This is a genomic window from Lysinibacillus sp. YS11, assembly GCF_002896375.1.
In the GTDB taxonomy this organism is placed as follows: domain Bacteria; phylum Bacillota; class Bacilli; order Bacillales_A; family Planococcaceae; genus Lysinibacillus; species Lysinibacillus capsici.
The window spans coordinates 2,249,327-2,273,768 of sequence record NZ_CP026007.1; the positions used below are offsets into that span (position 1 = coordinate 2,249,327).

19 protein-coding genes and 2 pseudogenes are annotated in these 24,442 nt (G+C 36.6%); 11 read left to right on the forward strand and 10 right to left on the reverse strand.

Annotation, left to right across the window (positions count from 1 at the left end; all coding sequences use genetic code 11):
• Positions 1–233: 233 nt before the first annotated feature.
• The 4 genes from LBYS11_RS11100 (at position 234) to argH (ending at position 5,812) form a co-directional block, all read left to right on the forward strand.
• The gene (locus tag LBYS11_RS11100; protein WP_103118126.1) at positions 234–1,115 is read left to right on the forward strand and encodes a GNAT family N-acetyltransferase; all 882 of its coding nucleotides are present in this window, start codon (positions 234–236) and stop codon (positions 1,113–1,115) included.
• Between the two features lie 184 nt (positions 1,116–1,299).
• Positions 1,300–2,595, forward strand: a complete 1,296-nt coding sequence (locus tag LBYS11_RS11105; RefSeq protein ID WP_048392800.1) for a helix-turn-helix domain-containing protein — start codon at positions 1,300–1,302, stop codon at positions 2,593–2,595.
• A 293-nt stretch (positions 2,596–2,888) separates the two neighbouring features.
• Positions 2,889–4,460 carry an APC family permease gene (locus LBYS11_RS11110; RefSeq protein ID WP_103118127.1) on the forward strand — a complete coding sequence of 524 codons (1,572 nt, stop codon included), beginning with the start codon at positions 2,889–2,891 and terminating at the stop codon, positions 4,458–4,460.
• A gap of 29 nt (positions 4,461–4,489) precedes the next feature.
• Positions 4,490–5,812: an argininosuccinate lyase gene (gene argH, locus LBYS11_RS11115; RefSeq protein ID WP_199768317.1), complete on the forward strand. Its 1,323-nt coding sequence runs from the start codon at positions 4,490–4,492 to the stop codon at positions 5,810–5,812.
• 246 nt (positions 5,813–6,058) lie between these two features.
• Here the strand turns inward: argH and LBYS11_RS11120 are convergent.
• Positions 6,059–6,911, reverse strand: a pseudogene (locus tag LBYS11_RS11120) (PhzF family phenazine biosynthesis protein).
• 166 nt (positions 6,912–7,077) lie between these two features.
• Entirely contained in the window at positions 7,078–8,286 is a 1,209-nt protein-coding gene (locus LBYS11_RS11125) for an MFS transporter (protein ID WP_103118129.1), read from the reverse strand.
• Positions 8,287–8,419: 133 nt separating this feature from the next.
• Here LBYS11_RS11125 and LBYS11_RS11130 point away from each other — a divergent pair, with 133 nt between their 5' ends.
• The gene (locus tag LBYS11_RS11130; RefSeq protein WP_103118130.1) at positions 8,420–8,974 is read left to right on the forward strand and encodes a helix-turn-helix domain-containing protein; all 555 of its coding nucleotides are present in this window, start codon (positions 8,420–8,422) and stop codon (positions 8,972–8,974) included.
• 385 nt (positions 8,975–9,359) lie between these two features.
• On the opposite strand, the gene qoxD is transcribed toward LBYS11_RS11130, so the two are convergent.
• The 4 genes from qoxD to qoxA are packed head-to-tail and all read right to left on the reverse strand — an operon-like array spanning position 9,360 to position 13,099.
• Entirely contained in the window at positions 9,360–9,644 is a 285-nt protein-coding gene (gene qoxD, locus LBYS11_RS11135) for a cytochrome aa3 quinol oxidase subunit IV (protein WP_036079092.1), read from the reverse strand.
• Between the two features lies 1 nt (position 9,645).
• Entirely contained in the window at positions 9,646–10,242 is a 597-nt protein-coding gene (gene qoxC / locus LBYS11_RS11140; RefSeq protein WP_048392792.1) for a cytochrome aa3 quinol oxidase subunit III, read from the reverse strand.
• On the reverse strand, positions 10,239–12,188 hold the full coding sequence (gene qoxB / locus LBYS11_RS11145) for a cytochrome aa3 quinol oxidase subunit I (protein ID WP_103118131.1): 1,950 nt from the start codon (positions 12,186–12,188) through the stop codon (positions 10,239–10,241). The genes qoxC and qoxB overlap by 4 nt, the downstream gene beginning before the upstream one ends.
• Positions 12,189–12,208: 20 nt before the next feature.
• Positions 12,209–13,099 carry a cytochrome aa3 quinol oxidase subunit II gene (gene qoxA, locus LBYS11_RS11150; protein ID WP_054550145.1) on the reverse strand — a complete coding sequence of 297 codons (891 nt, stop codon included), beginning with the start codon at positions 13,097–13,099 and terminating at the stop codon, positions 12,209–12,211.
• A gap of 352 nt (positions 13,100–13,451) precedes the next feature.
• Here qoxA and LBYS11_RS11155 point away from each other — a divergent pair, with 352 nt between their 5' ends.
• Together LBYS11_RS11155 and LBYS11_RS11160 are read left to right on the forward strand one after the other, a co-directional pair.
• Positions 13,452–14,882, forward strand: coding sequence for a MocR-like pyridoxine biosynthesis transcription factor PdxR (locus LBYS11_RS11155; RefSeq protein WP_103118132.1), 1,431 nt, complete (start codon positions 13,452–13,454; stop codon positions 14,880–14,882).
• A 1,021-nt stretch (positions 14,883–15,903) separates the two neighbouring features.
• Positions 15,904–17,433: a DHA2 family efflux MFS transporter permease subunit gene (locus LBYS11_RS11160; RefSeq protein ID WP_048392785.1), complete on the forward strand. Its 1,530-nt coding sequence runs from the start codon at positions 15,904–15,906 to the stop codon at positions 17,431–17,433.
• A gap of 128 nt (positions 17,434–17,561) precedes the next feature.
• Here the strand turns inward: LBYS11_RS11160 and LBYS11_RS11165 are convergent, their stop codons facing one another.
• Complete coding sequence (locus tag LBYS11_RS11165; RefSeq protein WP_048392783.1) at positions 17,562–18,470, reverse strand: C40 family peptidase; 909 nt, start codon at positions 18,468–18,470, stop codon at positions 17,562–17,564.
• Positions 18,471–19,010: 540 nt separating this feature from the next.
• On the opposite strand from LBYS11_RS11165, the gene LBYS11_RS11170 reads away from it, so the two are divergent.
• Positions 19,011–19,619: a DUF4304 domain-containing protein gene (locus tag LBYS11_RS11170; RefSeq protein ID WP_103118133.1), complete on the forward strand. Its 609-nt coding sequence runs from the start codon at positions 19,011–19,013 to the stop codon at positions 19,617–19,619.
• Between the two features lie 47 nt (positions 19,620–19,666).
• Here the strand turns inward: LBYS11_RS11170 and LBYS11_RS11175 are convergent, their stop codons facing one another.
• Positions 19,667–20,269: a YczE/YyaS/YitT family protein gene (locus tag LBYS11_RS11175; protein WP_048392780.1), complete on the reverse strand. Its 603-nt coding sequence runs from the start codon at positions 20,267–20,269 to the stop codon at positions 19,667–19,669.
• 127 nt (positions 20,270–20,396) lie between these two features.
• Between LBYS11_RS11175 and LBYS11_RS11180 the strand changes: the two genes are divergently transcribed.
• Positions 20,397–20,915 (forward strand): spermidine/spermine N(1)-acetyltransferase, encoded by a 519-nt coding sequence (locus LBYS11_RS11180; RefSeq protein WP_066036756.1) that lies wholly within the window; start codon positions 20,397–20,399, stop codon positions 20,913–20,915.
• A gap of 45 nt (positions 20,916–20,960) precedes the next feature.
• Here LBYS11_RS11180 and LBYS11_RS11185 read toward each other — a convergent pair whose 3' ends face one another.
• Positions 20,961–21,578, reverse strand: a complete 618-nt coding sequence (locus tag LBYS11_RS11185) for an FMN-binding negative transcriptional regulator (protein ID WP_103118134.1) — start codon at positions 21,576–21,578, stop codon at positions 20,961–20,963.
• A gap of 166 nt (positions 21,579–21,744) precedes the next feature.
• Between LBYS11_RS11185 and LBYS11_RS11190 the strand changes: the two genes are divergently transcribed.
• Together LBYS11_RS11190 and LBYS11_RS11195 are read left to right on the forward strand one after the other, a co-directional pair.
• Positions 21,745–23,160, forward strand: coding sequence for a MocR-like pyridoxine biosynthesis transcription factor PdxR (locus LBYS11_RS11190; RefSeq protein ID WP_103118135.1), 1,416 nt, complete (start codon positions 21,745–21,747; stop codon positions 23,158–23,160).
• 69 nt (positions 23,161–23,229) lie between these two features.
• A pseudogene (locus tag LBYS11_RS11195) lies at positions 23,230–23,661 on the forward strand (DUF2935 domain-containing protein).
• Between the two features lie 79 nt (positions 23,662–23,740).
• Here the strand turns inward: LBYS11_RS11195 and LBYS11_RS11200 are convergent.
• A complete protein-coding gene (locus LBYS11_RS11200) occupies positions 23,741–24,106 on the reverse strand; it encodes a hypothetical protein (RefSeq protein ID WP_066036752.1) in 366 nt (121 codons plus the stop codon).
• Between the last annotated feature and the right edge of the window lie 336 nt (positions 24,107–24,442).

The window sequence follows — 24,442 nt, forward strand, 5'->3', positions numbered from 1 at the left end:
AATTCCAATGAATTTAATAAATGGGCTATTCTATAATTTCTTGAAAATTATAGGGTTTATTTGGTAATGCCCTTTTGCGATAAAAGAGAAGCATAATGATGTCTAATCCACAGTTATATTTTGTATAACAAAGGACTTTATGAGCTAGTTCTCATAGGGTCTTTTTCTGTTTTTAGGAGGTGATGATTCCCACAAAAATTAGCGATTAAAACATAAAATAGGAGGGAATAGACGTGGCAAAATATGAATTAGTTAGTGATTATCGTCACAATGAAAAATTAAAGGCAAGTTTTAATGATTTAGCAATGAAAACATTTGGTTTGGACTTTCGAGGCTGGTATAACAAAGGCTATTGGAATGACCAATATATTCCTTACTCATTTGTACAAGCAGGAAAAGTAATTGCGAATGCTTCTATTTATAAGATGTCGATTCGCGTAAATGGTGAGCGATTAAAGGGAATTCAGATTGGTACAGTGATGACGGATGAACATTATCGTCATCAAGGCTTGGCAAAGCAGTTGATGTTGCATCTCATGAAAGAGTACGAAGATGCCTGTGATGTCATGTATCTCTTTGCCAATGAAACAGTACTAGATTTTTATCCGAAGTTTGGCTTTACGCGAATCCATGAAAGTGAATACAGCTTAGATCTTACCACAAGACCTATTCAACCAAAGCAGACTAGCGTCCAACAGCTAACAATTGAGCAGGATCTAGCACTTCTTGAAGAGTATGCAAAAAATCGTTATATCCACTCTAGTATGATTGCTGTTGAGGAAAATGAAAGTTTATTAATGTTTTATTTTACGTTAGTTTTCCCTCATGCTATTTACTATTTAGAAGAATTTGACACAATAGTATTAATGGAGGAGGAGGAAGGGGTATTAAATATTTATGATATCATCTCTTTACAGGCAACCAATGCAGAGACTGTATTAGCAAGCATTATTAAGGATACAACAAAAAAAGTAGTATTCTATTTTACACCTGACTTTACAATCAAAGGCATGACAGCCACCATCACCACAAATGATGACGATGCCTTATTCATTCTCTCGAAAAAGCCCTTCTTACAAGGGCACTTTATGTTTCCTTTAACATCCCATTGCTAGGTTGGGTTTCCGAAGGCTATCTCGGAGCTTTGTGAATTAAAGAATGAGCGCGCTTTTGAATAAAATATGAGCGACTCCTGTCCCTTTGTCCTTTACCAAAACAGACTTTTTTAATTGACACTATAAATATTGGGCAATTCTCTATAGAATGGTATATATAAAGTAATTTTACTAGGAGGAAATAATGTATACAGTTGGAGTCATTGGCCCTAATTCATCTGTAGAGCGCATCATTCAATTAGGCAAAGAATACGAAATGACTATGAATTTCGTAGCATTTCCCTATCATGATTTTCATGAAACCGTAAATATCGTAAAGGATAATCATCACGCTGTTGATGCATGGTTTTTTTCTGGCCAAATTTCGTATATGGTTGCGAAAAATACGTTACAATCAGGTGAAAACTTAGTTTATATTCAACATACTGAATCCGGCATTTATAAATGTCTATTGCATATGGGCTTTTATCAGGGAGAATTTTTGAACAAGGTAAGCATTGATGAAATCACGACTTCACACTTGGAGCAAGCCGTCAAACAGCTAGATTTTGCGCCTAAAGAAATCTATGTGAAAACCTTTGATGTAAATACCAGTACAAAAGAATTAATGGATTTTCATATCGACTTATGGAATCAACAAAAAACAGCAGGTGCTTTGACTTGCTTTGAAGCTGTTTATCGCGGGCTGAAAGAGGCAGGTGTCCCTGCTTATCACATTTCCACTACAGATATGGAAATCCGCCAAACATTACGAATACTGGAAGAAAAACTCAGAGCCTTCTATTTTAAGGATACACAGATCGGTGTGCAAATTATCGAAATCGAACATTTTGATAAAATCTCTGAAAAAGCGAAGAGCTCCTATCACTTACAGTATTTGGAATTAAAATTAAAGGAAACGTTATTGCGATTTTGTGAGCAACTAGATGGCTCCTTGTTAGAAAAAGGAAATGGTCGCTATATCATTTTTAGTTCGAGAGGAGCCATTGAACGTAAAATCAAGGATTTACAGGATACCATCTATCAGCTATCACATGAATCCCATACAACAGTCACTGTCGGAATTGGCTATGGGGTAACTGTTCACTCTGCGGAAATCAATGCGCAGCGAGCCATCCAGCTCTCCAAGGAGAAATCGGAGCAACCAATTGTGATTGTCCAAGAAAATGGAACGATTACTGAATCGGCTGGTGAAGAAGATGAAGTGAGCTTTTCATACCGTATTAATGATGACATTTTATTGGAGAAATTAAAAAAAGCAAAAATTAGTTTAAAAAATTACAGTAAATTATACACACTTATTAAAAAAATGAATTGGCAGGAATTCACCATTAAAGATTTAGCAGCACATCTCTATTGGGATGAAAGTAATGCTAGACGCATTTTAGCCAGTTTATGTGAGGTTGATCTCGTCGAATACACAGGGAAAGACGCACAAATATCCAGAGGACGACCAAGTAAAATTTATCGTTTGAAATAACCATCTTAAGTGAGATGGTTATTTTTTTTGCGAAAAAAGTATTGAAAAATTCAAACGATTAAAATAAAATCATTTTAAGGTAAACACCTTTTAATAACCTTTAATTAATGGTACTTAAAAAATGTGTGCAATGTTTCATCATCTAGAAAGGAGCACAATCTATATTAGTCACCTACACTACATTGCACTGCAGAGTAAAATATGTAAATTTTTTCTGTCAAAACGTCATTTTATTGAAGCGTCCAAATTAAAAGGGTCATACCAATATTCTCTTTTCAGAGAGGGGAACATTCATGAGTCAAGAACAATATTTGAAAAAGAAAATGGGGTTTTGGTCACTTACAACATTATCTCTAGGGGGAATAATAGGATCTAGTTGGCTCTTTGGACCATGGGTAGCTGCTAAATTAGCAGGCCCGGCAGCCATACTTTCTTGGATTATTGGTGCGTTTGTTATCACACTCATAGCGCTTGTTTATGCTGAATTAGGAAGAGTAAAACCTGAAACAGGAGGCCTAGCAAGATATCCGCTTTATTCTCACGGTAAAATGCTTGCTACCGTTACTAGTTATTCAATCTGGTTTGGCTATTGTGCTACAGCTCCCGTAGAATCATCCGGTGTTATTCAATATGCCAATCAGTTTTGGCCAGGGTTATATGATGTAGCAAAAGAACAACTAACAACATCAGGTATTCTTGCAGCGATGGTTTTAATGATATTCTTTGTTGTTTTCAATTATTTTGGGGTGAAATTATTCGCAGTCACGAACAATATCATTACAACAATTAAGTTTATAGTCCCTGTACTAACAATCATTGCATTTTTTATGACAGGCTTTCATCCAGAGAATTTTTCAAGCCAAGGATTTGCACCAAATGGCTATAGCGCTGGTTTAAGTGCCATTTTAACAACCGGAATATTTTTTGCTTATACTGGGTTTGGAAACGTCATCATGATGAGTGGGGAAGTCGTCAACCCTAGAAGAAATATTCCACTTGCCCTCATTACATCATTAGGTGTTGCGGCAGTATTATATGTGTTACTTCAAATTACATTTATCGGCGCAGTTCCAACAGAAATGTTAGCGAATGGTTGGAGTGGCATTAAATTTGATTCACCATTTGCTAATTTAGCAATGATGGCTAATATGGTTTGGCTATCTTGGATTATTACAGCTGATGCGATGGTTTCGCCAACAGGTTCAGCTCTTACTTATACAGCTGGTACGTCAAGACATGTATTTGGTATGGCGAAAAGTGGATTCCTACCATCTTATTTTGGAACAATTAATAAAAAATTCGGTGTTCCAACACGTGCACTTGCACTCAATTTCCTAGTAGGATTATTATTTTTATTCCCACTGAAAAGCTGGACAGCTATCGTTGCGATTGTAGGAGCTATCGGTATTTTTAAATATGCTTCAGCATGTGTAACGGTTATGGTTTTCCGTAGAGTAGGTCTAACAAAAAATAATGGGCTACCTGGTATGCAATTCATTGCACCAATGGCATTCGTTTTTGCCACACTGCTTATTTATTGGACAAATTGGAGTAAGGTACAGCTAGCCATTACTGGATTAATAATAGGTATTGTTTGTTATTTAGTAATTTTCTTTATTCAAAAACACCAATCAGTTGAATTTTTTGGTGGTATCTACATTATTATTTATATTTTAATGCTTGTATTGATGTCTTTCTTAGGGAATTTCGGTGGGAAAGGTATCATTCCTGACCCTTATATGTCCGTAATTGTCGCTATATTTGGCTTAGCCTTTTACTATTTTGCTGTTTACAATGGTGTCTGGTATATGCGTAAAAGAGGAAATATTGATGAATTACAGGAAAGCATTTCTGAAATATCATAACGTTTAATAGATTGATTGAAGGAGAATGAATGATGAAGCTTTGGGGCGGTCGCTTTAGAAAAGAAGAAAACAAATTAATGGAAGATTTCAATAGTTCATTAAAGGTGGATCAAAGACTTTACAAAGAAGATATTAAAGGCAGTATTGCCCATGTCCATATGCTAGTACAATGCAATTTATTGACTGAGAGGGAAGGACAAGATATTGAGAATGCACTTCTTTCCATTTTAGAGGATATTGATAATGGCACATTACAAATTGAAGGAAATTATGAAGATATTCATAGTTTCGTAGAGTCTAATTTGACTCAACGGATCGGTGACACAGGGAAAAAACTTCATACAGCGAGAAGTCGTAATGACCAAGTAGCAACAGATATTAGACTTTATGCAAAAAACAAGGCGTTTGAGGTGATTGCCTCAATTGAAGCGTTACAACAGAGCTTAGAACAAAAAGCAAAAGACAATAACGTTATGATGCCAGGATACACACATCTTCAACGTGCGCAGGTTGTAACGTTTCAACATCATTTGATGGCTTATTATCATATGTTAAACCGCGATAAAAAAAGAATTGTGAAAGCGATAGAAATTATGAACGAAAGCCCGCTTGGATGTGGCGCATTAGCAGGAACTACTCATGCGATTAACCGTGAGATGACAGCTATTGAGCTAGGCTTCTCTAAGCCTGTAGATAATTTCTTAGATGGAGTAAGTGATCGCGACTATTTATTAGAGTTAATGTCAGATTTTTCAATCATTATGATGCATTTAAGTAGATTAAGTGAAGAGCTTATTTTGTGGAGTAGTCAAGAGTTTAGATTTATTACGATTGATGATGCCTATTCTACTGGCAGCAGTATTATGCCACAAAAGAAAAACCCTGATGCCGCTGAGCTGATACGAGGCAAAACAGGACGTGTATATGGTTCACTGACTTCACTCTTAACAACAATGAAGGGCTTACCACTTGCTTACAATAAAGATATGCAAGAAGATAAGGAGCCATTTTTCGATGCATTGGACACCGTATTATCTTGTCTACAAATTATGTCAAAAATGATTGCTACGATGAAGGTGAACAGTGAAAACATGAAAAAAGCAGTCAAAGGAGGTTTTCTGAATGCAACAGAGGTCGCTGATTATTTAGTGAGCAAAGGCGTTGCGTTCAGAGATGCACACAGCATCGTGGGTTCCATCGTTATTTATTGTGAAGATCATGACAAAGCCATTGAAGATTTAACAATGGATGAATTGAAAGAATTAAGTTCGTTCATCGATGACGATATCTATGACTATATTGACTATCAAAATATTTTAAATAAGGGGATTAAAGTAGGCTTATTATTATAATGAAGCAGGGAAAACGACTTTGTTGAAATGCATGACGGGCTTCTAGGGTGGAAAAAAGGCAAGGCATTCATTGAGGATGTGCCACTTAAGCAATGGAAACGAATCGGTTATGTCCCACAAGCTCATAAAAGGTAGCAGAAATTGAAGACAAACACATTGTTCAATTATAAAAATGTGTTTGTCTTTTTATCTATTTTTAAATTAAAATTCAAAAAATCTACAGTCTGAGGTTGAGAAATTAATTGTTCACACCATATCTTCTACATTTAAATATTTTGTTTCACAGTAATAGCCTTTGCCGCCAACATAAACTTTTTCTATTTCATTCTTGCTATTGGTTGCTAATTTCACTAATATTTCGGAAGGAGAGTGTAAAGAATAACCTTGTTCAAATACATAGACTTCTTTTTGCAAGTGGTGCTGTTCATAAAGGTAGCAAGCTAATGCACCGTTAGAAGTTCCAGTTGCTGCTTCTTCATTAATATCGTATAGTGGAGCAAAATTTCTACATATTATTCGATTGTCATTAAACGTATACAGATGCGTCCCGACAACATGATAATACTCGCTGATTTCTTTTATTTTTCAAAATTAGGTTGCAGTGCATGTAATTGTGTTTCGCTTGTTATCGGAATTAAAATATCTTTTAAGCCCGTGGAAACAATTTGAATTGGGTATTTATTATCTATATCTTTAATGTCAAAACAGTCGATAAACTCGTTTGGAGATATAACATCATAGAATATCGGTTTGTTTTGTTCCATGAAAATGATGTCATCTTTTATCGTAATAGTAAGAACACCGCTGTTTGTTTCAATCGTATAGCGATCTTTGAAAAGTTTATTTAAATGCATCAGTATCGTGAAAGCGCCAATTGTGGCATGTCCACATAAATCTACTTCTTCCTTAGGTGTAAAATACTCAAATAATCAGCCATTTCAGATGCTGATATAAATGCGGTTTCCGCATAGCCCAATTCTTTGGCTATTGCCATTTTTTGAGTAGTGGTCAATGTATCCTCATTAAATACCACTCCTGCTTTATTCCCACCTTGATGATCCTTGCTAAATGCACTTGCAACATAAACAGATATTTTCATAAAACATCTTCCTTCCTCATTTATAGTGAATTGTAGCATAAAAAGAACTACGTAAAAATGTTGTTGGGTAAATTTGCCAAAAAGCAAGAGACAAACTATTTTAGCATCTGACATCTTCAAAAATAGAATGTCTACTGTTTGAAACACGGTTTAAAGACGCCTTACTTCATCTACTAGGAAGAACGCGAATAGTAGCTGATTCCGTCTTTGTTTTAACCTTTAACGTCAGACCCATGATAATGATGATGATAAATAATAAAGTGAAAAGGGCAACGTCAAATGTATTCGTCATATCTTTGATGACACCAACAAGCATAGGAATGATACCACTAATGATATAGCCACCGAATTGAATCATCGCTGTCCATTCACTTGCCTCTTTTGGTGTAGTCGTAGCATCTAAAGGTAAAATCATTGCTAACGGGAATAAACCACCAGCACCGATCCCTGTCAACGTCGCACAGAAAATTGGCGAGATGCCGCCCATAATTAACATCAAAATGCCAATAAAGGAGCTTGAAGCGCAAAGTAGCATCCAAGGCTTTCTCTTGAAACTATTATTTATTAAGATGGGGATGATAAAGCTACAAATCATTTGCATGACAGAAAAAATAGTGACCGTTGTTGCGGCGTAGGCGTCACTATATCCCATATCCTGTACTTTTGGAGCGAGCCATGTCGCGAGGGAATAATAAACGCCAGATTGTAAACCGAACATGACCATAAGGAGCCAAACATATCGGTTTCCCCAAGGTAGTCGACTTTTTTGACCTGTAGATTTCTCTAATGACTCTTGAGAATGCTTGGATTTTTTGATAATTGGAATCCAAACAATAATACCCATAAAAGCAAATACCGACCATATTGCTAAAGCTGCGTTCCATGATTGATGAAAAGCATGCATAGCAGGCACAACTAACCCAGCACTTAATGACGCTCCAATTCCCATACCCGCAGAATATACACCGATCATCGTAGAAGAATATTTAGGAAATTCCTTTTTGATATAGCCTGAAATCAGTGGACCTGTAATAGCAATACCTATCCCACTAAGAATAGCTGTTACTAATAAAAATAAAGGAAAAGTTGCCACTAACCGTAAAGCTGTTGATACACCAATTAATAAAACGGATAGCCCAATCGTCCATTCGATACCCCATCGTTCACTTAGCTTGCCAGCCAATGGTGCAAAAATCCCCATACAAAATACGGGAAGTGCTGTTAATAAACTTACAACAACACTTGTCATCTGCAAATCCATTTGAATATTTTTCAATACCGGCGAGATAGATGTGATCGAAGCTCGTAAATTCATAGATAGTATAAACAAAGAAAAAACGCTCCAAATAATCGGAAAGTTTTTTGATTTCGCCATCACTGAAAACACCTCTTTTAGTTATTATTTGATATACTATAGTTAACTTTTAAATTTAAAAATAAACTATAATTAATCGACTTGTATACTATAATATACTATTTATACAAAGTCAATGGGAGGGGTGCGCAGAATGCAGGAGGAAAATATCGACTTATCTGGACAAGTTGGAGGAAATTTACGGGAAATTCGAAAAAGCAAAAGGATGAGTTTAGAGGAGCTGGCGAATGTCAGCAATGTTAGTAAATTGACGTTAGGGAAAATTGAACGAGGGGAAACGAATCCGACTGTCAATATTCTTTGGAAAATTTGTAGAGGGCTTAATATTCCGCTTGTCGCTTTACTATCTTTTGAAGAAAATATAGAGGTTCATCGTTTTGGCTCAGACTACCAATTCGCAGGTCATAATAACGACTGGTTTGTTGATCCATTATTCAAAGCAAATGGAACTGAGTGGTTTAGAGGTCGTCTTGAACCGAATAGTGAATACAGCGAGTGTCACCTAGCAGGTTCCGAGGAAATTGTGCTTGTATTAAATGGGCAATTGGAGCTAAAGGTCGGAGAGAAAACCCATCAGCTAAACCAATGGGATGTCATTAAATTCAAGGGTGAAGAACTTCACACGTATATCAATCACTCGGATGAAAAAGTACATTTAATGCTGTCATTAACATATACAACCCCATGATTGTTCTACAATAATCAAGCAGAAGATGATCCTATTTTGGGGAGGAAAAAAATAATTCTGATTATCGATTTCATCATTGTTTATTATTTTCATGAATATCAATAAAAGCTTGTAAAGGATGTGCTACACGCCAATCATTTAAACGAGGAAATCGTTAAAATTGGCGTTATAAAAATAAACATTGATAAAGGCAATCCTATATTTATCCCATTCAATCAATCTCAACAATGATTACTTGATATCACAATGAATGAAATTGTGGACTCTTACTTTGATGGTGAAAATTTCAAAGAATTGTTTACCCTCATTGTCTTTTGACTATATATCATGCATTTCCATACAAAAATCGTCCTTACTAAGTTAAGTAAGGACGATTTTTTTCTATTTAGATATAACCCCAAATCATACATAATAATGTTCCGAAAATGGTCACAAGCGCAATGATTAAGCCATAATAAATATTGGTATAGATGGCTGGTTTATCATTTGTTTCACCAGCATGCATAAAGACAACTAACTGCAAGCCTGCCTGAATAAATGCTGTGACTAATAAAATAGTCATGGTAATTGGAAAAGATAGATTGAAAAAATATACACATGCCGCAATGATCGTAAGGATTATGGACACACCAAACCCCATGACTTGTTTCATCGGGAATAAATCACTCATGTTACACCATTCCTTTCAAGTAAATGAAGCTGAAAATAAAAATCCAGACCACATCTAAAAAGTGCCAGTATAAAGAGAAGATAAACGATTTATTGGCTGTTTCTGGTGTTAAACCACGTTGGATGAGCTGATAGACGATGAACATTCCCCAAAATACCCCAAAGGTAACGTGTGCACCATGTGTTCCTAATGTTGTTAAAAGGGCAGCCGTAAAGGCACTCGTCTGTAAGCTCGCACCAACATGAATATAGTGCATAAACTCGTAAACTTCAAAACCAATAAATACGACACCGAGTACTAATGTCAAAACATAAAACCATATCATTGCTTTCGTATAGCCCTTACGCATAGCATGTATACCTAAGCCAATGGTAAAGCTACTTGTTAAAAGAATAAACGTTTCAAATAAAACAGGTGTAATTTCAAAAATCTCCGCTCCTGTTGGACCATTCCCAGTACGGTCTACTAAAACAAAATAACCTGCGAATAATGTGCCGAAAAGCATAATTTCAGCACCAATAAACACCCAGAAGCCTAATATATTCAATTGATTTTGCTGAGTACTATATTCTAAAGGAAGTGATTGATCGATTTTCATAATTGACTACCTCGCAATTTCGATTCCGTTGCTTTCACTTTTTCGACAGGTACATAGTGTCCTGGATCTTTTTCCAATGAACGGTGAGCCATGCAGATAAAAATACCAATGGTTGTGAGAATTGTTGGTATCCACATACCAAAAACAAAGGAGAAGCCCCATGCAAAGAAAATACAGCCTAATATGAAAGGTACACCGCTATTATTCGGCATATGAATCTTTTCATATGGCTCTGGGAACAGTTCATGCTGATGATATTTTGCATCCCATAACGCTTCTGTTGAAATCACGTGTGGAACCTTGGCAAAATTATAATAAGGCACAGGGCTTGGTGTAGCCCACTCTAATGTGCGAGCGTCCCATGGATCCGACCCAACATTCCTTGGTGAATAACGAATACTGTAAATAACATTGTAAACAATTAAGATAAAACCAATTGTTAAGCCAATTGCACCGATAAATGAAATCATATTCCACAGCCCAAAACCAGTAGAGGCAGAATAAGTGTACATACGGCGTGCTTGTCCATCTAAGCCAGAGACAAACATTGGCATAAAGGCTAGCAGCGTACTGACGGCAATAATCCAAGCCGTCCACTTGCCGATTTTTTCATTCAATATAAAGCCAAACATTTTTGGCCAATAGTAATGTAAGCCAGCTAGCATAGCAAAGACAACACCAGGAATAATCACCATATGGAAGTGGGCAACCAAGAACATTGTGTTATGGTATTGATAGTCAGCGGCTGACATGCCAAGCATTACACCCGTTACGCCACCTATTGTAAAGGTAGGAATAAATAACATGGAGTAAAGCATTGGCGTTGTAAAAACAATTTTTCCTTTCCAAAGGGTGAATAACCAGTTAAAAATTTTAACCCCAGTTGGGACGGCAATGGCCATCGTTGTAATCGAGAAAATACTATTTGTTAAAGCACCTTGTCCCATCGTAAAGAAATGATGTGTCCATACTAAAAACGAAAGGAAGGAAATGATTACCATGGAGCCGACCATTGATTTATAGCCATAGAGATTGCGTCCTGAAAAAGTAGAAATAATCTCACTGTAGATCCCAAACGCAGGTAAAATCAGGATATAAACCTCGGGATGCCCCCAGACCCAGAAAAAGTTTGCCCACAGCATATCCATACCACCATCGGATGTTGTGAAAAAATTAGTAGCAAATAGTCGGTCAAAAGTTCCCATCGTTAAAGCTACCGTTAAAACTGGAAAAGCAAAAACGATAATCACGTTTGCTACTAATGAAGACCACGTAAACATCGGCATTTTCATAAGTGTCATGCCTGGTGCTCTCATTTTAAGTATCGTCACAATCATATTAATACCAGTAATTAATGTGCCAAGACCTGAAATCTGTAAGGCGAATAAATAATAGTTTGTTCCTACAGATTGACTAAATTCATTATTTGCTAGAGGGAAATAATTCGTCCAGCCAGCATCAGGGGAGCCACCTATAACAAAGGATATATTTAGTAGCATGGCCCCCATGAAAAATAGCCAAAAGCTTAATGCATTCAATCGCGGGAAAGCAACGTCTCTTGCACCGATTTGTAAGGGCACAATATAATTCATAAAGGCCATAATAAAAGGCATGGCCATAAAAATAATCATGACTGTTCCATGTGTTGTGAAGATTTCATTATAATGCTGCGCATCAAGTAATGTATTGTCAGGTACAGCCATTTGGGCGCGCATCATAATCGCATCTGCTCCACCACGGAAAAGCATCAGAAGGGCAGAAATTAAATACATAATACCAATACGTTTATGATCAACGGTTGTTAACCATTCACGCCAAAGGTAGCCCCATTTTTTAAAGTAGGTTAAGCCAACTATAATTGCTATCACCGTCAGTCCAATCGCAACCATCGATGCATAGATAGCTGGGCTTGGATGGGGTATTGCAAATCGTTCGAAGTACTCCATATGACTATGTCTCCTTTTAATTAATGATCGTTTTGTTGAGAAGCATGATCTTTAATGTGTGATGTGCCATGCTGATGTCCACCATTCTCACCCTCAGGGGCTGGCAGGAATGTTAAATGTGTACCAGTGTAGGTTGATTGGCCAACGTGTCCTGGTTCTAGCAACGTATTAAATTTTTCTTCTGTTAATGGTTCAGCTGTTGCTTTTACTTCCTTCACCCAATCATCAAACTCATCCTGAGTCACTGCTGTTACGTTAAACGTATTTTCAGCGAACCCTTTACCATTAAAGTTTGCATTTCTCCCCATATACTCCCCAGGTAGATCCGCAGCCAGATGCAATGTATTCACCATATCGGCCATTGCATATTTTTGACCACCCAGTTGAGGAATCCAGAAACTTGTAATTGGTCCGTAAGAATAAAGTTTAAATTCGATAGGACGCTCTGCAGGAATATACAAATAATTCACCGTTTCAATATCTTCCTCTGGATAGCTAAAATGCCATTTCCAGTTCGATGTTGAAGCATAAATGATTAACGGTTCTTCCTGTTTGTATTTCTCTGGTGTAGATTCCACCTTATAGTTACTTTCAACAGAAATAAAGGATAGGTACGCTACAATTAAAACGGGTATACCTACACAAATGATTTCCACCTTTGTACTCCCTTTAATGTGGGGAGGCTTATAGTCAGGGCTTTGCTTAGATGCACGAAATTTCACTAACATATAAGCTAACAACACAAAAACAATGAGTACGATAAAGGACATAATCCCTATCGAAAGCATAATATCTTTGGCTTGCACTTGAGCTTGAGGTCCTTTTGGATCTAATACTAACAATGGGTCACAGCCTGTTAGCATAGTGACAATAGTGGAAAGACCAATTAATCTGAGCCAACTTTTTTTCATAAACAAACCCCTTTAACTGTTTCATTGAAGTGCTATAGGCTACTACGGGTTTGTATGGAATTCGATTCACAATTGATTTTTATAATAGGGGGACTTCTTTTGAAAGACAAGGCGTTTTCCAAGATAACACAGAATGTTCTCAAACGAGAAAAATAATTTCAGTATAATTTTATAGAGGGAAATGCGCATCAAATAAGGGCTTTTATCAAAAAAAATGGATTGAAATTGAAAGTGGATGGTGAAATTAATAAGGAAATGGATGGTTAGTTTCAAATATTGTTATAGTATGATTGTCTTTTTAGCTTATTTACTAGAGCTAAGAAAGGATAAGGCATAACTGAGGTGAGTAAACATGGATTGGAAACCTGATCGAACAGTAAAAAAAGCGATTTATAAGCAGCTCGCAGAATACATTGAAAAGGGGATTGCAGATGGGACATTCCCGCCCGATAAACCCTTACCATCTGAGCGCTATTTAGCAAACGCTTTGAGTGTAAACAGAAGTACGGTAGTTAATGCATACGATGAATTGGAAGCAATGGGGCTGATTGAACGAAATCGTGGAAGTGGCACAACCATTAGCAAAGACATCTGGGGCATTACGAGGAAACGAATTCCTAGCTGGAATCGCTATATTGAGGCAGGTTCCTTTTTACCGAACCTTCCTGTTACCCAAAAAATTAGAAAAGAGGCTATTGAACATAAATTAATTAATCTAGCTACTGGCGAATTATCCGAGGATCTTTTTCCCAAAAGCGCCTTGAGAGAAATTACCGCAACGCGTTCATTTATCGGTAGCCTTGGGTATGACCATCCTTTAGGGAGTGACATATTACGGACAACTCTTTCACGGCATATTAAAAAAAGCAGAGGAATTGAGACAAAGCCTTCCTCCATACTGATTACTTCAGGAGCACAGCAAGCCCTACATTTGATTGTCCAATGCCTGTTAAAGCCTGGAGATGCAGTCGCCATAGAAGATCCTTGTTACAACTTTAATCTGCCTATATTTAAAACAGCAGGCTTACAAATCCATTATCTTCCTGTCAATAAGGATGGCATTAACCCGGATGATTTGCAAGTATTATATAAAAAACATCGAATTAAAATGATTTTTCTAAATCCTGATTTTCATAATCCTACGGGATCTTCCTTAGATTTAAAGAAAAGAAAAGCTATTCTAGACATATCCTCTAAACTAGGTATACCAGTAGTAGAAGATGACCCCTATAGCCTAACAGCTTTTTCGGGGGATAAAATGCCTACGCTTAAATCGCTCGATAAGAACGGGAATGTTTTATATATTAGCTCTTTGTCCAAAATTGTAGCCTCAGGCTTACGAATAGGATGGATTGTTGGTCCTACATCTGTAATCGAACGACTATCCGATGCCAAGCAACAAATTGACTTTGGGCATTCTAGTTTCACGCAATGGATTGCCAATGATTTTTTAGAATCCCCTAATTTTAATTTGCATATTAAGCATTTAGTGAAGGAATTAGAAACACGACGAGATACCATTGTACAGAGCCTCGATATGTATTTAAAGGACGAAGTGACGTTTTCCATTCCTCAAGGTGGGATACATTTATGGTGTCATGTTCTCAAGGAATATAACGAAACGCAATTACTTGAGGAATCCATTAAGCGAGGCGTCATTTATGTTCCTGGATCTACGATGGGCTCCAAAAAGGGTTTTGTACGCTTCACTTATGCGAGGGAGGATGTTCATTCAATCAATGAGGGGATTAAAAGGTTTGCACAAGCTCTAAATAGCTTCTAGTAATTTTGTAAATTATAGCCAAGTGGATGGCTGAGAAAGTGCTTAAGTGGATGGTTTAAATTCGCTAGAAAGTATTTAAGATAGAGTCATGGATAACAACTATCCATCAAGGCTAACTACTATCATGGCAGTGTGGATTGATTCACAATTATTCACACAAGTAATGAAATTTTTTATGATCTGGAAGGTGATAGGACAAACCTATTAGTAGCAAGAGAAAGATATCAGTGAAGAGGTAGTTCACTTGATTCGCTATAAAAATAGGCAAACACTTTAATCAAGAGATTTAAAAAATTCACAACAAGTATCGTTGGTTTTCTCAGTTTTACCTGTTCAAACAGTCTCAATCGTTAGCTTTAGGCTGCTGATGAGAAAACATCAAGGCAGTCACACCTTATTATATTTTAATTCCCACAAAGGTATAGTGGGGAAATAGGCACCCCTTCTATACGGACACTTAAATCTTAGTTAAAAAAACACCATCCAGCCACTTAGTCTCGATATTCAATCGATGCTAGGTGGCTGCTTTTTTTCATTAAAAGTAGTTGAGTAGTACAAGAAGACAATTTGGTGGAGCTATCATTAGTGTTTTGCATAATCGCCGCTACACTTACAAGAAGCCGCCACTACATTATGAATTAACACTAGGGAAGGATTATTTAAAAAATAACGACAACAAAAAAAGCCGCATTCCTGTAGTTCAGGGATCGACTTTTTGGGAAAAAATTTATGAGAAATACATTGAAATATGTATAGTCTTGTGATAAATTTATAGAGATAGACACTGTATAATTATTATACCGCGCATTATCCCTATTTTAATTATACAATACAATCTATTGTGTCGTCAACAATTTTAATTTAAATTTTTTGAGGGGTGGTTGCGATGAAATCAGCAGGGGCAAAACAGCAGATTGGGGGAACAAACACACGAAGAAGCTCCATTGTTTGAGACAATCAAATGGCTTCCTAAAGATGTGAATGAAATTGAAAAAGATAAAGAAAGTAGGACTGATACTATATGTCAGAGAAAACCATTTCAGTTGAGACAAAAGCGCCTTATGGCATGATTGCCATTTTATTTATCGGGGCCTTTGTTGCTATTTTAAATGAGACCTTACTCAACATTGCACTACCAGCCATTATGGACGAATTCGATGTGAAAGCCACTGCAGTACAATGGCTTTCAACAGGCTATATGCTAATTAACGGTATTTTAATTCCTGCCAGTGCATTCTTCATTCAACGATTTACAGATAAAAAATTATTTATTACAGCGATGGCTCTGTTTACATTAGGTACATTTCTAGCTAGTATTGCACCTGCATTTGGTGTGTTATTAGCAGCACGTATGATCCAAGCTGCAGGCTCAGCAATCATGATGCCTTTATTAATGAATGTGATGCTAACTGCATTTCCAGTTGAAAAGCGAGGAGCTGCAATGGGGATGTTCGGTCTTGTCATGATTACAGCTCCAGCGATCGGGCCGACGCTTTCTGGTTGGATAATCGAGCATTATAGTTGGAGAATGTTATTTGATCTTGTGCTACCAATTGCCATTTTAACTTTAATTTTTGCAGCCTTTAAATTAAAGGATGTGACACCACAACGTGCCATTAAGCTCGATGTAATTTCTCTTATTCTATCAAGCATTGGATTTGGCGGCTTGCTTTATGGCTTTAGTTCCGCAGGTGAAAAAGGATGGGATCATATCCTTGTATATGGAACTATTATTATTGGGACGATTGCTTTAATTACGTTTACCCTTCGTCAGCTACGAATGGATGAGCCCATGCTTGAGTTTCGGATTTTCAAATATCCAATGTTTGCCTTATCCTCAGCCATCTCCATCGTTATTTCGGTGGCGATGTTCTCGGCTATGATTTTAATGCCTATTTACGTACAAACCATTCGTGGTATTTCCCCAATGGATTCAGGTCTACTCATGCTGCCTGGTGCCATTGTGATGGGCATTATGTCTCCGATTACAGGGAAGCTCTTTGATAAATACGGGGCAAGAAGCTTGGCTGTATTTGGCTTGATCATTACCATTGTTACGACATATTACTTCAGTAAAATTAGCATGGATACAGCTTATTCTACATTGGTGCTGCTGTATACATTACGTATGTTTGGGATGTCTATGGTAATGATGCCCGTGATGACAAATGGTTTAAATCAGCTACCAGCACACAATAATCCACACGGTACAGCTATGAACAACACATTACAACAGGTTTCTGGTGCGATTGGTTCTGCGGTGCTGATTACGATTATGAACAATAAAACAACTGCCAAGGCAGAGGAACTGGCTGCAGGTGCGATGAACAATATGAGTGCCAATGCAGCACAGGCTACGACACAGTCTGCCAGCGAAGTAAAACAGCAAATCTTAAACGAAGCCATGCTGCATGGCATCAATTATACGTTCTTCCTTTCCACATTGATTGCGGCCATCGCACTCATACTTGCCTTCTTTATAAAGCGAGTTAAGCCTAACTATGATAATCACTCAGGTGGGGAAGTTGCTGGAAAACAGGTAGAGGAATAATAGTAGACGGGTGTTGCTTCAGTTTAGCAACGCCCGTTTTTTCTTAAGACATTTTATATAGAGGTGGGGAAACCTAGTAAGAATAAAAAAAGGCATTCCATCCATAGATGAAATACCTTTTCTAGTAGTTATTGAGCTAATCGTTGGATAAAGGCTTCTAATTGGACCAATGTGACATTGTCGTTCACACCGAATGTGCCGTCACCTTTACCTACGGTTACTTTATTCGAAGCAAGGATCCCTACATAATTATTTGCCCAATGTGAGCCTGGAACATCAATAAATTGTTCAGCTGTTCCTTGCTGTGTTAAATGAAATGCTTCCACTAAGACTTTAGATAGTTGTCCACGTGTCATTGGAGAACCAGGATTGAACTTTCCATTATCATCACCCGTAAAAACGCCAATTTTTTTAAGTGCCTCTGCAGCACCTGCATATTTAGACGAAGGCTTAATATCTGGGAAACTTGAATTCGTATTACTCGTATCTAAATGTAATTTATTAGCTAATCGAAGAGCTACCTCTCCACGCGATGCATATATGCTAAAGTCAATTTCCGCATCTTTTACTTCTCCATAATCAGAGAAGTTGGCAATACGTTTTGCTCCTACATAACGTGAACCCCAATAGTATGGGTCATTCACTGTATCTACCTTAACCCCAGAACTTGTAGTAGCTGAGATAAAATTATTGTCACCTATGTATATACCAACGTGTGAAACACCGCTTCCAGATGTATTAAAAAATACGAGATCACCCGTTTTTAAATTGTCTTTTGCGATCGAAGTACCTTGTTGGTATTGAGCTTTAGATGTACGCTCTAATGAAATGCCTAGCTTAGAAAAAACTAACTGTGTATATGCTGAGCAATCCACACCTGTCTTAATATCCGTTCCTCCATATTTATAAGGAGCTCCTATATATGCTTTGGCTGTATTTGTTATATCTGCTATTGTTGCCGCTTTCGCATCATGAATACCCATACCTGTAAAGAACATAAACGATGCGAAAATGGGTAGTAACCATTTTTTCTTCAAATCAATCTTACTCCTCTCAAAAAGCTTTCGCCTTTGAACTAAAGTAAGAATAGCATGAAATAGGGCAGAGTTATTTTTCAATAATATTACCAATTACCCCTCATCACCAAAATTGAAACCTTAATTTTAATTGTGTAAAACTTTTGCAATAATAATGGGCAATTTTACTAAAAATATATGAAATTAATGGATTTATAGGGACATAAGGGTTAATTTAAACGTTTTATCCAATCGAAAAATCGTTATTGTAATAGTGGCTTTCCAACATAACGGTTATTTAAACATTATTATTTATGTGTGATACTCACGTTATGACACTAAGGATAGTGGTAGAAAATTCTGCTTTTATGTAGTTCCCGTAACTGCAAAGTCGTATTTTGTTAGATAGAAAAAGTTAGCCTTAATTTATGTTTTTGAGCAATGGATACGTTAAACTATAATAAAATAAGTAGGTTTAACATGAAGAAATACAGCTGAGAGCTAATGAAATAATAAGGAAACATAAATCGAATGAATACTAAAGGAGAAGGAGGCACTCCATTGCAGCAAATTTTTAATGAATTAATAAAACAGGACATCAAGCCATTTCTAATCAAGCTAGGCTTTAAAAAGAAAGGATTGAATTTCTATCGAACAACCGAAAACCTTATCTATCTGATCAATTTCCAAAAATCTTCTGGTAATACAGCCGACACTATGATGTTTTATGTGAACTGTGGGATATATGCAGCAGAGATAGCACAGCTACAATCAAGAGAAATGGTGACAGCACCCAAAGAAGCAGAATGTCACTTCCGAGCAAGGATTAACTCCATTGTCGAAAATGCACCTGATCGATTTTCCATCACAGCCACTACAAATTTGGACGAACTAACAAAAATATTGCTGCTGGGGTTAGAGGAGGTTCATAATTTCTATGAAACGATGACTTCTGCAAGATCCATTGTTGATTATTATATAGCAGGGCCATTTTTGCACTTGGGCGAAGAAAGTTTTCATTTGTTATTACACGCCAATGATGTAACAACAGCAAAGCTCTATTATAATGCATTGCAGAAGAAGCATGGAACCGAGCAGAGGTGGTCCATTTTTCAAAATAAATACCAAGCCATTTTCAATCAATACGCTGTGGAATTTGGGGAAAATTAGTCATCAAAACCAGAGCTCATTCTTGAACGAGAATCTGGTTTTATATTTTAGGAGTTGTTCAGTATATTATCTAGTATTCTTCCAGTTATCGGCATAAAAAAATGGAGGATATAGCCACCTAAGCAAACTGTTAATAATGTCCCGACACCGATAGGGCCATTAAAAATGATAGCTAACATTAAAAATAAAATATAAATAAGGGTTCTTGAGAAGAAAACCGTTTTTCTTGTTAATTCTTTGATGATCAAAGTAAGTCGATCTACAGGAATTGGTGCAAAATTTGTATGTAAATAAGTTGCCGTTCCTAACCCAACCACAACTAATCCAGTGGTAAAACAGACAGCTTGGCTAAACCAAAGATCTGGGGATACTATATCATGTAATAAAAATAACCACATATCAATCCCTATGCCAGTGATGAATGCAGTAACCAACCCTAAAATTTCAGGTCTTTGTCTAGCTAATAGGGAATTACTACCTATTAATAGGAGAGCTAAGATGATTTCCCAACTACCTACAGTTAGCCCCACATTTTTAGATAATCCTACTAGAAGCGCATCGAAAGGTGATGTGCCGAGTTTAGATTGAATCGTGAGCGAAATACCTAGCGTTAAAATTAAAATGCCCACTACATAAAAGACATATTTCAACTAAAAGACCTCCTCCTACTATTTTTATTGCAAATACAACAAAATTGCGTTAAATTGACTATATACTCTTTTTATTGCATTTGCAATATAAAATCCAGAAAGAGTTTACAACAAAGGAGTGGAATCAATGTCAGTTAAATTAGAGAAGTGTGAGCACGCAGATTTAAAACAGCTTCAAGCAATAAGTATTGAAACATTTAATGATACATTTAAAGACCAGAACTCCCCTGAAAATATGAAGGCTTATTTAGAGCGTGCCTTTCATAAGCAACAGCTAGAGAAGGAATTGGCCAATTTGGATTCAGCATTCTATTTTATCTATTATGAGGAAGAAATAGCTGGTTATTTAAAAGTAAATGTCAACGAAGCACAATCCGAACTAATGGGGAATGAGTCATTAGAGGTGGAGAGAATTTATGTTCGACATCAATATCAAGGAAAAGGGCTTGGCAAATACCTTATGAATAAAGCAATAGAGGAGGCTGTGGCTCAAAACAAAAAAAGCATTTGGCTAGGGGTTTGGGAGAAAAATGACAGTGCCATCGGTTTTTATCAGAAAATAGGCTTTGTCCAAACAGGCGCCCATTCATTTTATATGGGTGATGAAGAACAAATTGATCTTATCATGACGAAAACACTTGCCTAAATTTTATGGCAGAAACGTTGATTCACAACATTTCTGCCTGCTATTTTAATGGCTTCTATTTTTCTTCATCGCCTCAGCTAACGCATCAGCATGTGGATTTTCCTCTTTATAAAGTTCCTTTATTATATTGGCGTAATCACTAGCATTTCGATTTTGACTTAATTTATAGGCTGCCTGCACTTCTTCCACCTTTATTTTAAACCCTTTTATTCCTTTCATTTCTTGCTGCAAAAGCTCAGGAGATAGTTTATCCCACAACACAGGGTTTTCACGGAATGACTCATATTTTTCAAGTAAGCTAGTCAAATCTTGTTCTAAAGCTATTCCTTCAATCAGACTTGCCTTTCCATATACATGGACAGCTTGATAATTCCAGGTGGGCACATTTTCATGCTCATACCAAGAGGAAGAGATATAGGCATGTGGACCATTAAATATCACGAGAATGTCTTGTACTTCCTCAAAGGTCTTCCATAAAGGGTTACCATAGGCTAAGTGACCTGTCAGATAATAGTCATCCTCGATTTTTTTCAGCAACACAGGTATATGGGCTGCAAAAGGCTTACCTTTTCGAATTGAAACGATTGTTGCAAAGGAATTATGTTGAATAAATTCTTTGATTTCTTCTAAATCCGATACTTTGTAATACTTAGGAACATACATGGAAACCTCTCCTTATACATAAAATCATCGTGAGTTTTTCGAATAAACAAATAATTGCGTAGGCACGTCTTTACATTTTCTACTCAACAATGTAGATTTTATTATAATCAATCACTGGCACCTCATAAAAGTGCCAACAACGCTATTTCTAAAGGAGCCAAGAATCATGCTCGAAATGACACCAAACCTGAATAATGAGGAACCACTTTACCTTCAATTATATAACTATATAAAAGCAGAAATTCAAAATGGAAAGATAAGGGCTCAAAGCAAATTGCCGTCTCAGCGTAGTCTAGCTAAACATTTACAGATTAGTCGCAACACTGTAGATGCAGCTTATCAGCAGCTCCTTGCAGAGGGCTATGTGATAAGTAAAGAGCGAGATGGACTATATGTGGTTGATCTTGAAAAAGGTTATTTTCAAGGAGGCCCTCATCATTTTGAACCACAATTAGCGACTCAGCAGAAACAAGAACGACCAGCAATTAAGTACGATTTTAATTATGGAGATATTAATTTAAAAGATTTTCCGTTTAAAATATGGCGTAAATTATCAATGCAGAGCCTTGATGAAGAACAGGCTCAACTCCTTTTATATGGAGATCCACAGGGAGAGCTGGAATTAAGAAATTATATGGCAAGCTATCTTTATGAATCAAGAGGGGTGCAATGCAGTGCAGAGCAAATCGTTATAGGAGCAGGCTTGCAGTTTCTTCTTGGTATCGTATGTAACCTAATTGGACGGAATGAACTTTTTGCTATGGAAGATCCAGGTTATTATCGCGTTCGTTACTTGTTTAAAGATAATGGTATAAAGGTGAAACCAATCCCACTTGACGAGCATGGTATTCATATCGATCCGTTAAGAAACAATAACATCAAGGCTGTTTATGTCACACCCTCCCATCAATTTCCCCTTGGAACGGTTATGCCTATCTCAAGAAGATTAGCATTACTAGAGTGGGCTAAGGAAGAAGATGCTTATATCATCGAGGATGATTATGATGGGGAATTTCGATATGCTGGAAAACCGATTCCTGCACTACAGGGATTAGATTCAAGTGATCGCGTCATCTATATGGGCACCTTTTCAAAATCTTTGATTCCAGCCATTAAGCTAAGCTATATGGTATTACCTAGAAAATTAATGGATTTATTTCATCAAAACAATTACTATGTTCAAACTGTGTCTAGACTCCATCAGCATACGTTACAGCTATTTATAGAGAGTGGGTATTGGGAGAGACACTTGAATAAAACACGAAATAGTTATAAGCGAAGATATGAGGCATTACTAAAGTCCATTCAACAAAAGTTCGGGGAAAATGGGAAAATTTATGGAGCCAGCAGTGGCTTACATATTTTACTTGAACCAAAAAATAAGATGACTGAAGAGGAATTGATTGATACAGCAAAAATGGCTGGTGTTAAGGTCTACCCAACATCTATTTTTTATGAAAATCCATTGGTTGTTCAGCCTGCAAAGGTATTACTTGGATTTGCTAATCTAGCGGAAGATGAGATTGACACAGGCATTAAGCTATTAAACAATGCTTGGTTTAACAGTTCTACTATGACGTGAATCTCTTTCAAAGTTCTATTTCCACATTTCTTGTATATACATAATAGAGATAAGTGGGAGGGGATTTTTATGCAATTTTACTATGGCCATCAAATGCCATTACGTGTATTAGATGAAGCTGAATTTTGGAAACATCAAGAAGAGGAGCATACAGTAGTAATAAGAGAGCTTGTGAAAGATTTGGAGCAGCAATATGTCGATGCGTTAAAGGAATGGGAAAAAGCTTTCGCTCAAACACATCAGCAAGTTGTGAGATATATAGAAACCGTCAATCGTTCCTAGGGACAAGTTTCTCCAGCTCTGTTTCAGGATATTTTACAGCTTACTTCCTTCTGTTTGCAACAGAGTGATCAATTTATCCAGTTTTGCCGAACGCTTATGCAAGAAAGTCAACCGATAAACGCAAATCCTACAGCTAAAGTTGTATTAAATCATATCATTGTAGAATCCGAATATTTTATCGGAATTGCCCAAACCATTTTATATCAACAGAAATACTAGGTCTAGCGTCTGGAAAATGGAGTTTGGAGAAAAAGCACTTGCCACGCTCCATTTTTAGGACGTTTTCACCATCACAATATTAACTATTCGGAATTTTCTCTTTATATTTAAAGGAAAGGAGACTTAAAGAATAATTTTTAAATGTATCTGTGTGAACAAAGTCATTTAGAATACTTTCAATTGAATGACAATGTTGATTGATTAAATTAATTTCTTCTATATAATTTGAATCAATCAATACTTCTTTTAATGTTTTAAACACTACTTTCTGCTCGTTAAATAAATAAACCAGTTCAAACCTAGTGTTCAATATTAAAGTGGTAATCTCAGGGAAAATAATTCGATCCTTTAGTACTTCAAGAATGGAATTCACGGATTTTACTCCATCAATAGTTTGTAAAGATGAAAAAACACCATTTAATAACTCTTCAAAATCAACCTTCATCAAAATCCTCCATCAATCAAAATCCTTTCTGATAATAACATTTTTTTAGAAAAATTTTAATGATTAATATTTCCCTTCAATAATGTGGAAAGTCTATTTAGACAATAGTAATTTATTGAAAACAATTCACTTCACATGTTTCCAGAGGCTAATAAAAATTTTTAATCCGCTCACAATCATTTTTTTAAAATAACAACAAACAAAACATCAAGAAAGGTATTATTATTGCTTGTTTAGATTTTGTTCAAACACAGTATGCTACTATCTCAAAAGGGGTTGATTGTAAAAACAGTGAGCAATATGATGTAAAGATACATCATAAATGATCGATCTTTG

Coding starts and splice junctions, on each gene's coding strand:
- LBYS11_RS11105 (WP_048392800.1), top strand. CDS start 1,300: ATGTATACAGTTGGAGTCATTGGCCCTAATTCATCTGTAGAGCGCATC.
- LBYS11_RS11110 (WP_103118127.1), top strand. CDS start 2,889: ATGAGTCAAGAACAATATTTGAAAAAGAAAATGGGGTTTTGGTCACTT.
- argH (WP_199768317.1), top strand. CDS start 4,490: ATGATGAAGCTTTGGGGCGGTCGCTTTAGAAAAGAAGAAAACAAATTA.
- LBYS11_RS11125 (WP_103118129.1), bottom strand. CDS start 8,286: ATGGCGAAATCAAAAAACTTTCCGATTATTTGGAGCGTTTTTTCTTTG.
- LBYS11_RS11130 (WP_103118130.1), top strand. CDS start 8,420: ATGCAGGAGGAAAATATCGACTTATCTGGACAAGTTGGAGGAAATTTA.
- qoxD (WP_036079092.1), bottom strand. CDS start 9,644: ATGAGTGATTTATTCCCGATGAAACAAGTCATGGGGTTTGGTGTGTCC.
- qoxC (WP_048392792.1), bottom strand. CDS start 10,242: ATGAAAATCGATCAATCACTTCCTTTAGAATATAGTACTCAGCAAAAT.
- qoxB (WP_103118131.1), bottom strand. CDS start 12,188: ATGGAGTACTTCGAACGATTTGCAATACCCCATCCAAGCCCAGCTATC.
- qoxA (WP_054550145.1), bottom strand. CDS start 13,099: ATGAAAAAAAGTTGGCTCAGATTAATTGGTCTTTCCACTATTGTCACT.
- LBYS11_RS11155 (WP_103118132.1), top strand. CDS start 13,452: ATGGATTGGAAACCTGATCGAACAGTAAAAAAAGCGATTTATAAGCAG.
- LBYS11_RS11160 (WP_048392785.1), top strand. CDS start 15,904: ATGTCAGAGAAAACCATTTCAGTTGAGACAAAAGCGCCTTATGGCATG.
- LBYS11_RS11180 (WP_066036756.1), top strand. CDS start 20,397: ATGTCAGTTAAATTAGAGAAGTGTGAGCACGCAGATTTAAAACAGCTT.
- LBYS11_RS11185 (WP_103118134.1), bottom strand. CDS start 21,578: ATGTATGTTCCTAAGTATTACAAAGTATCGGATTTAGAAGAAATCAAA.
- LBYS11_RS11190 (WP_103118135.1), top strand. CDS start 21,745: ATGCTCGAAATGACACCAAACCTGAATAATGAGGAACCACTTTACCTT.
- LBYS11_RS11200 (WP_066036752.1), bottom strand. CDS start 24,106: ATGAAGGTTGATTTTGAAGAGTTATTAAATGGTGTTTTTTCATCTTTA.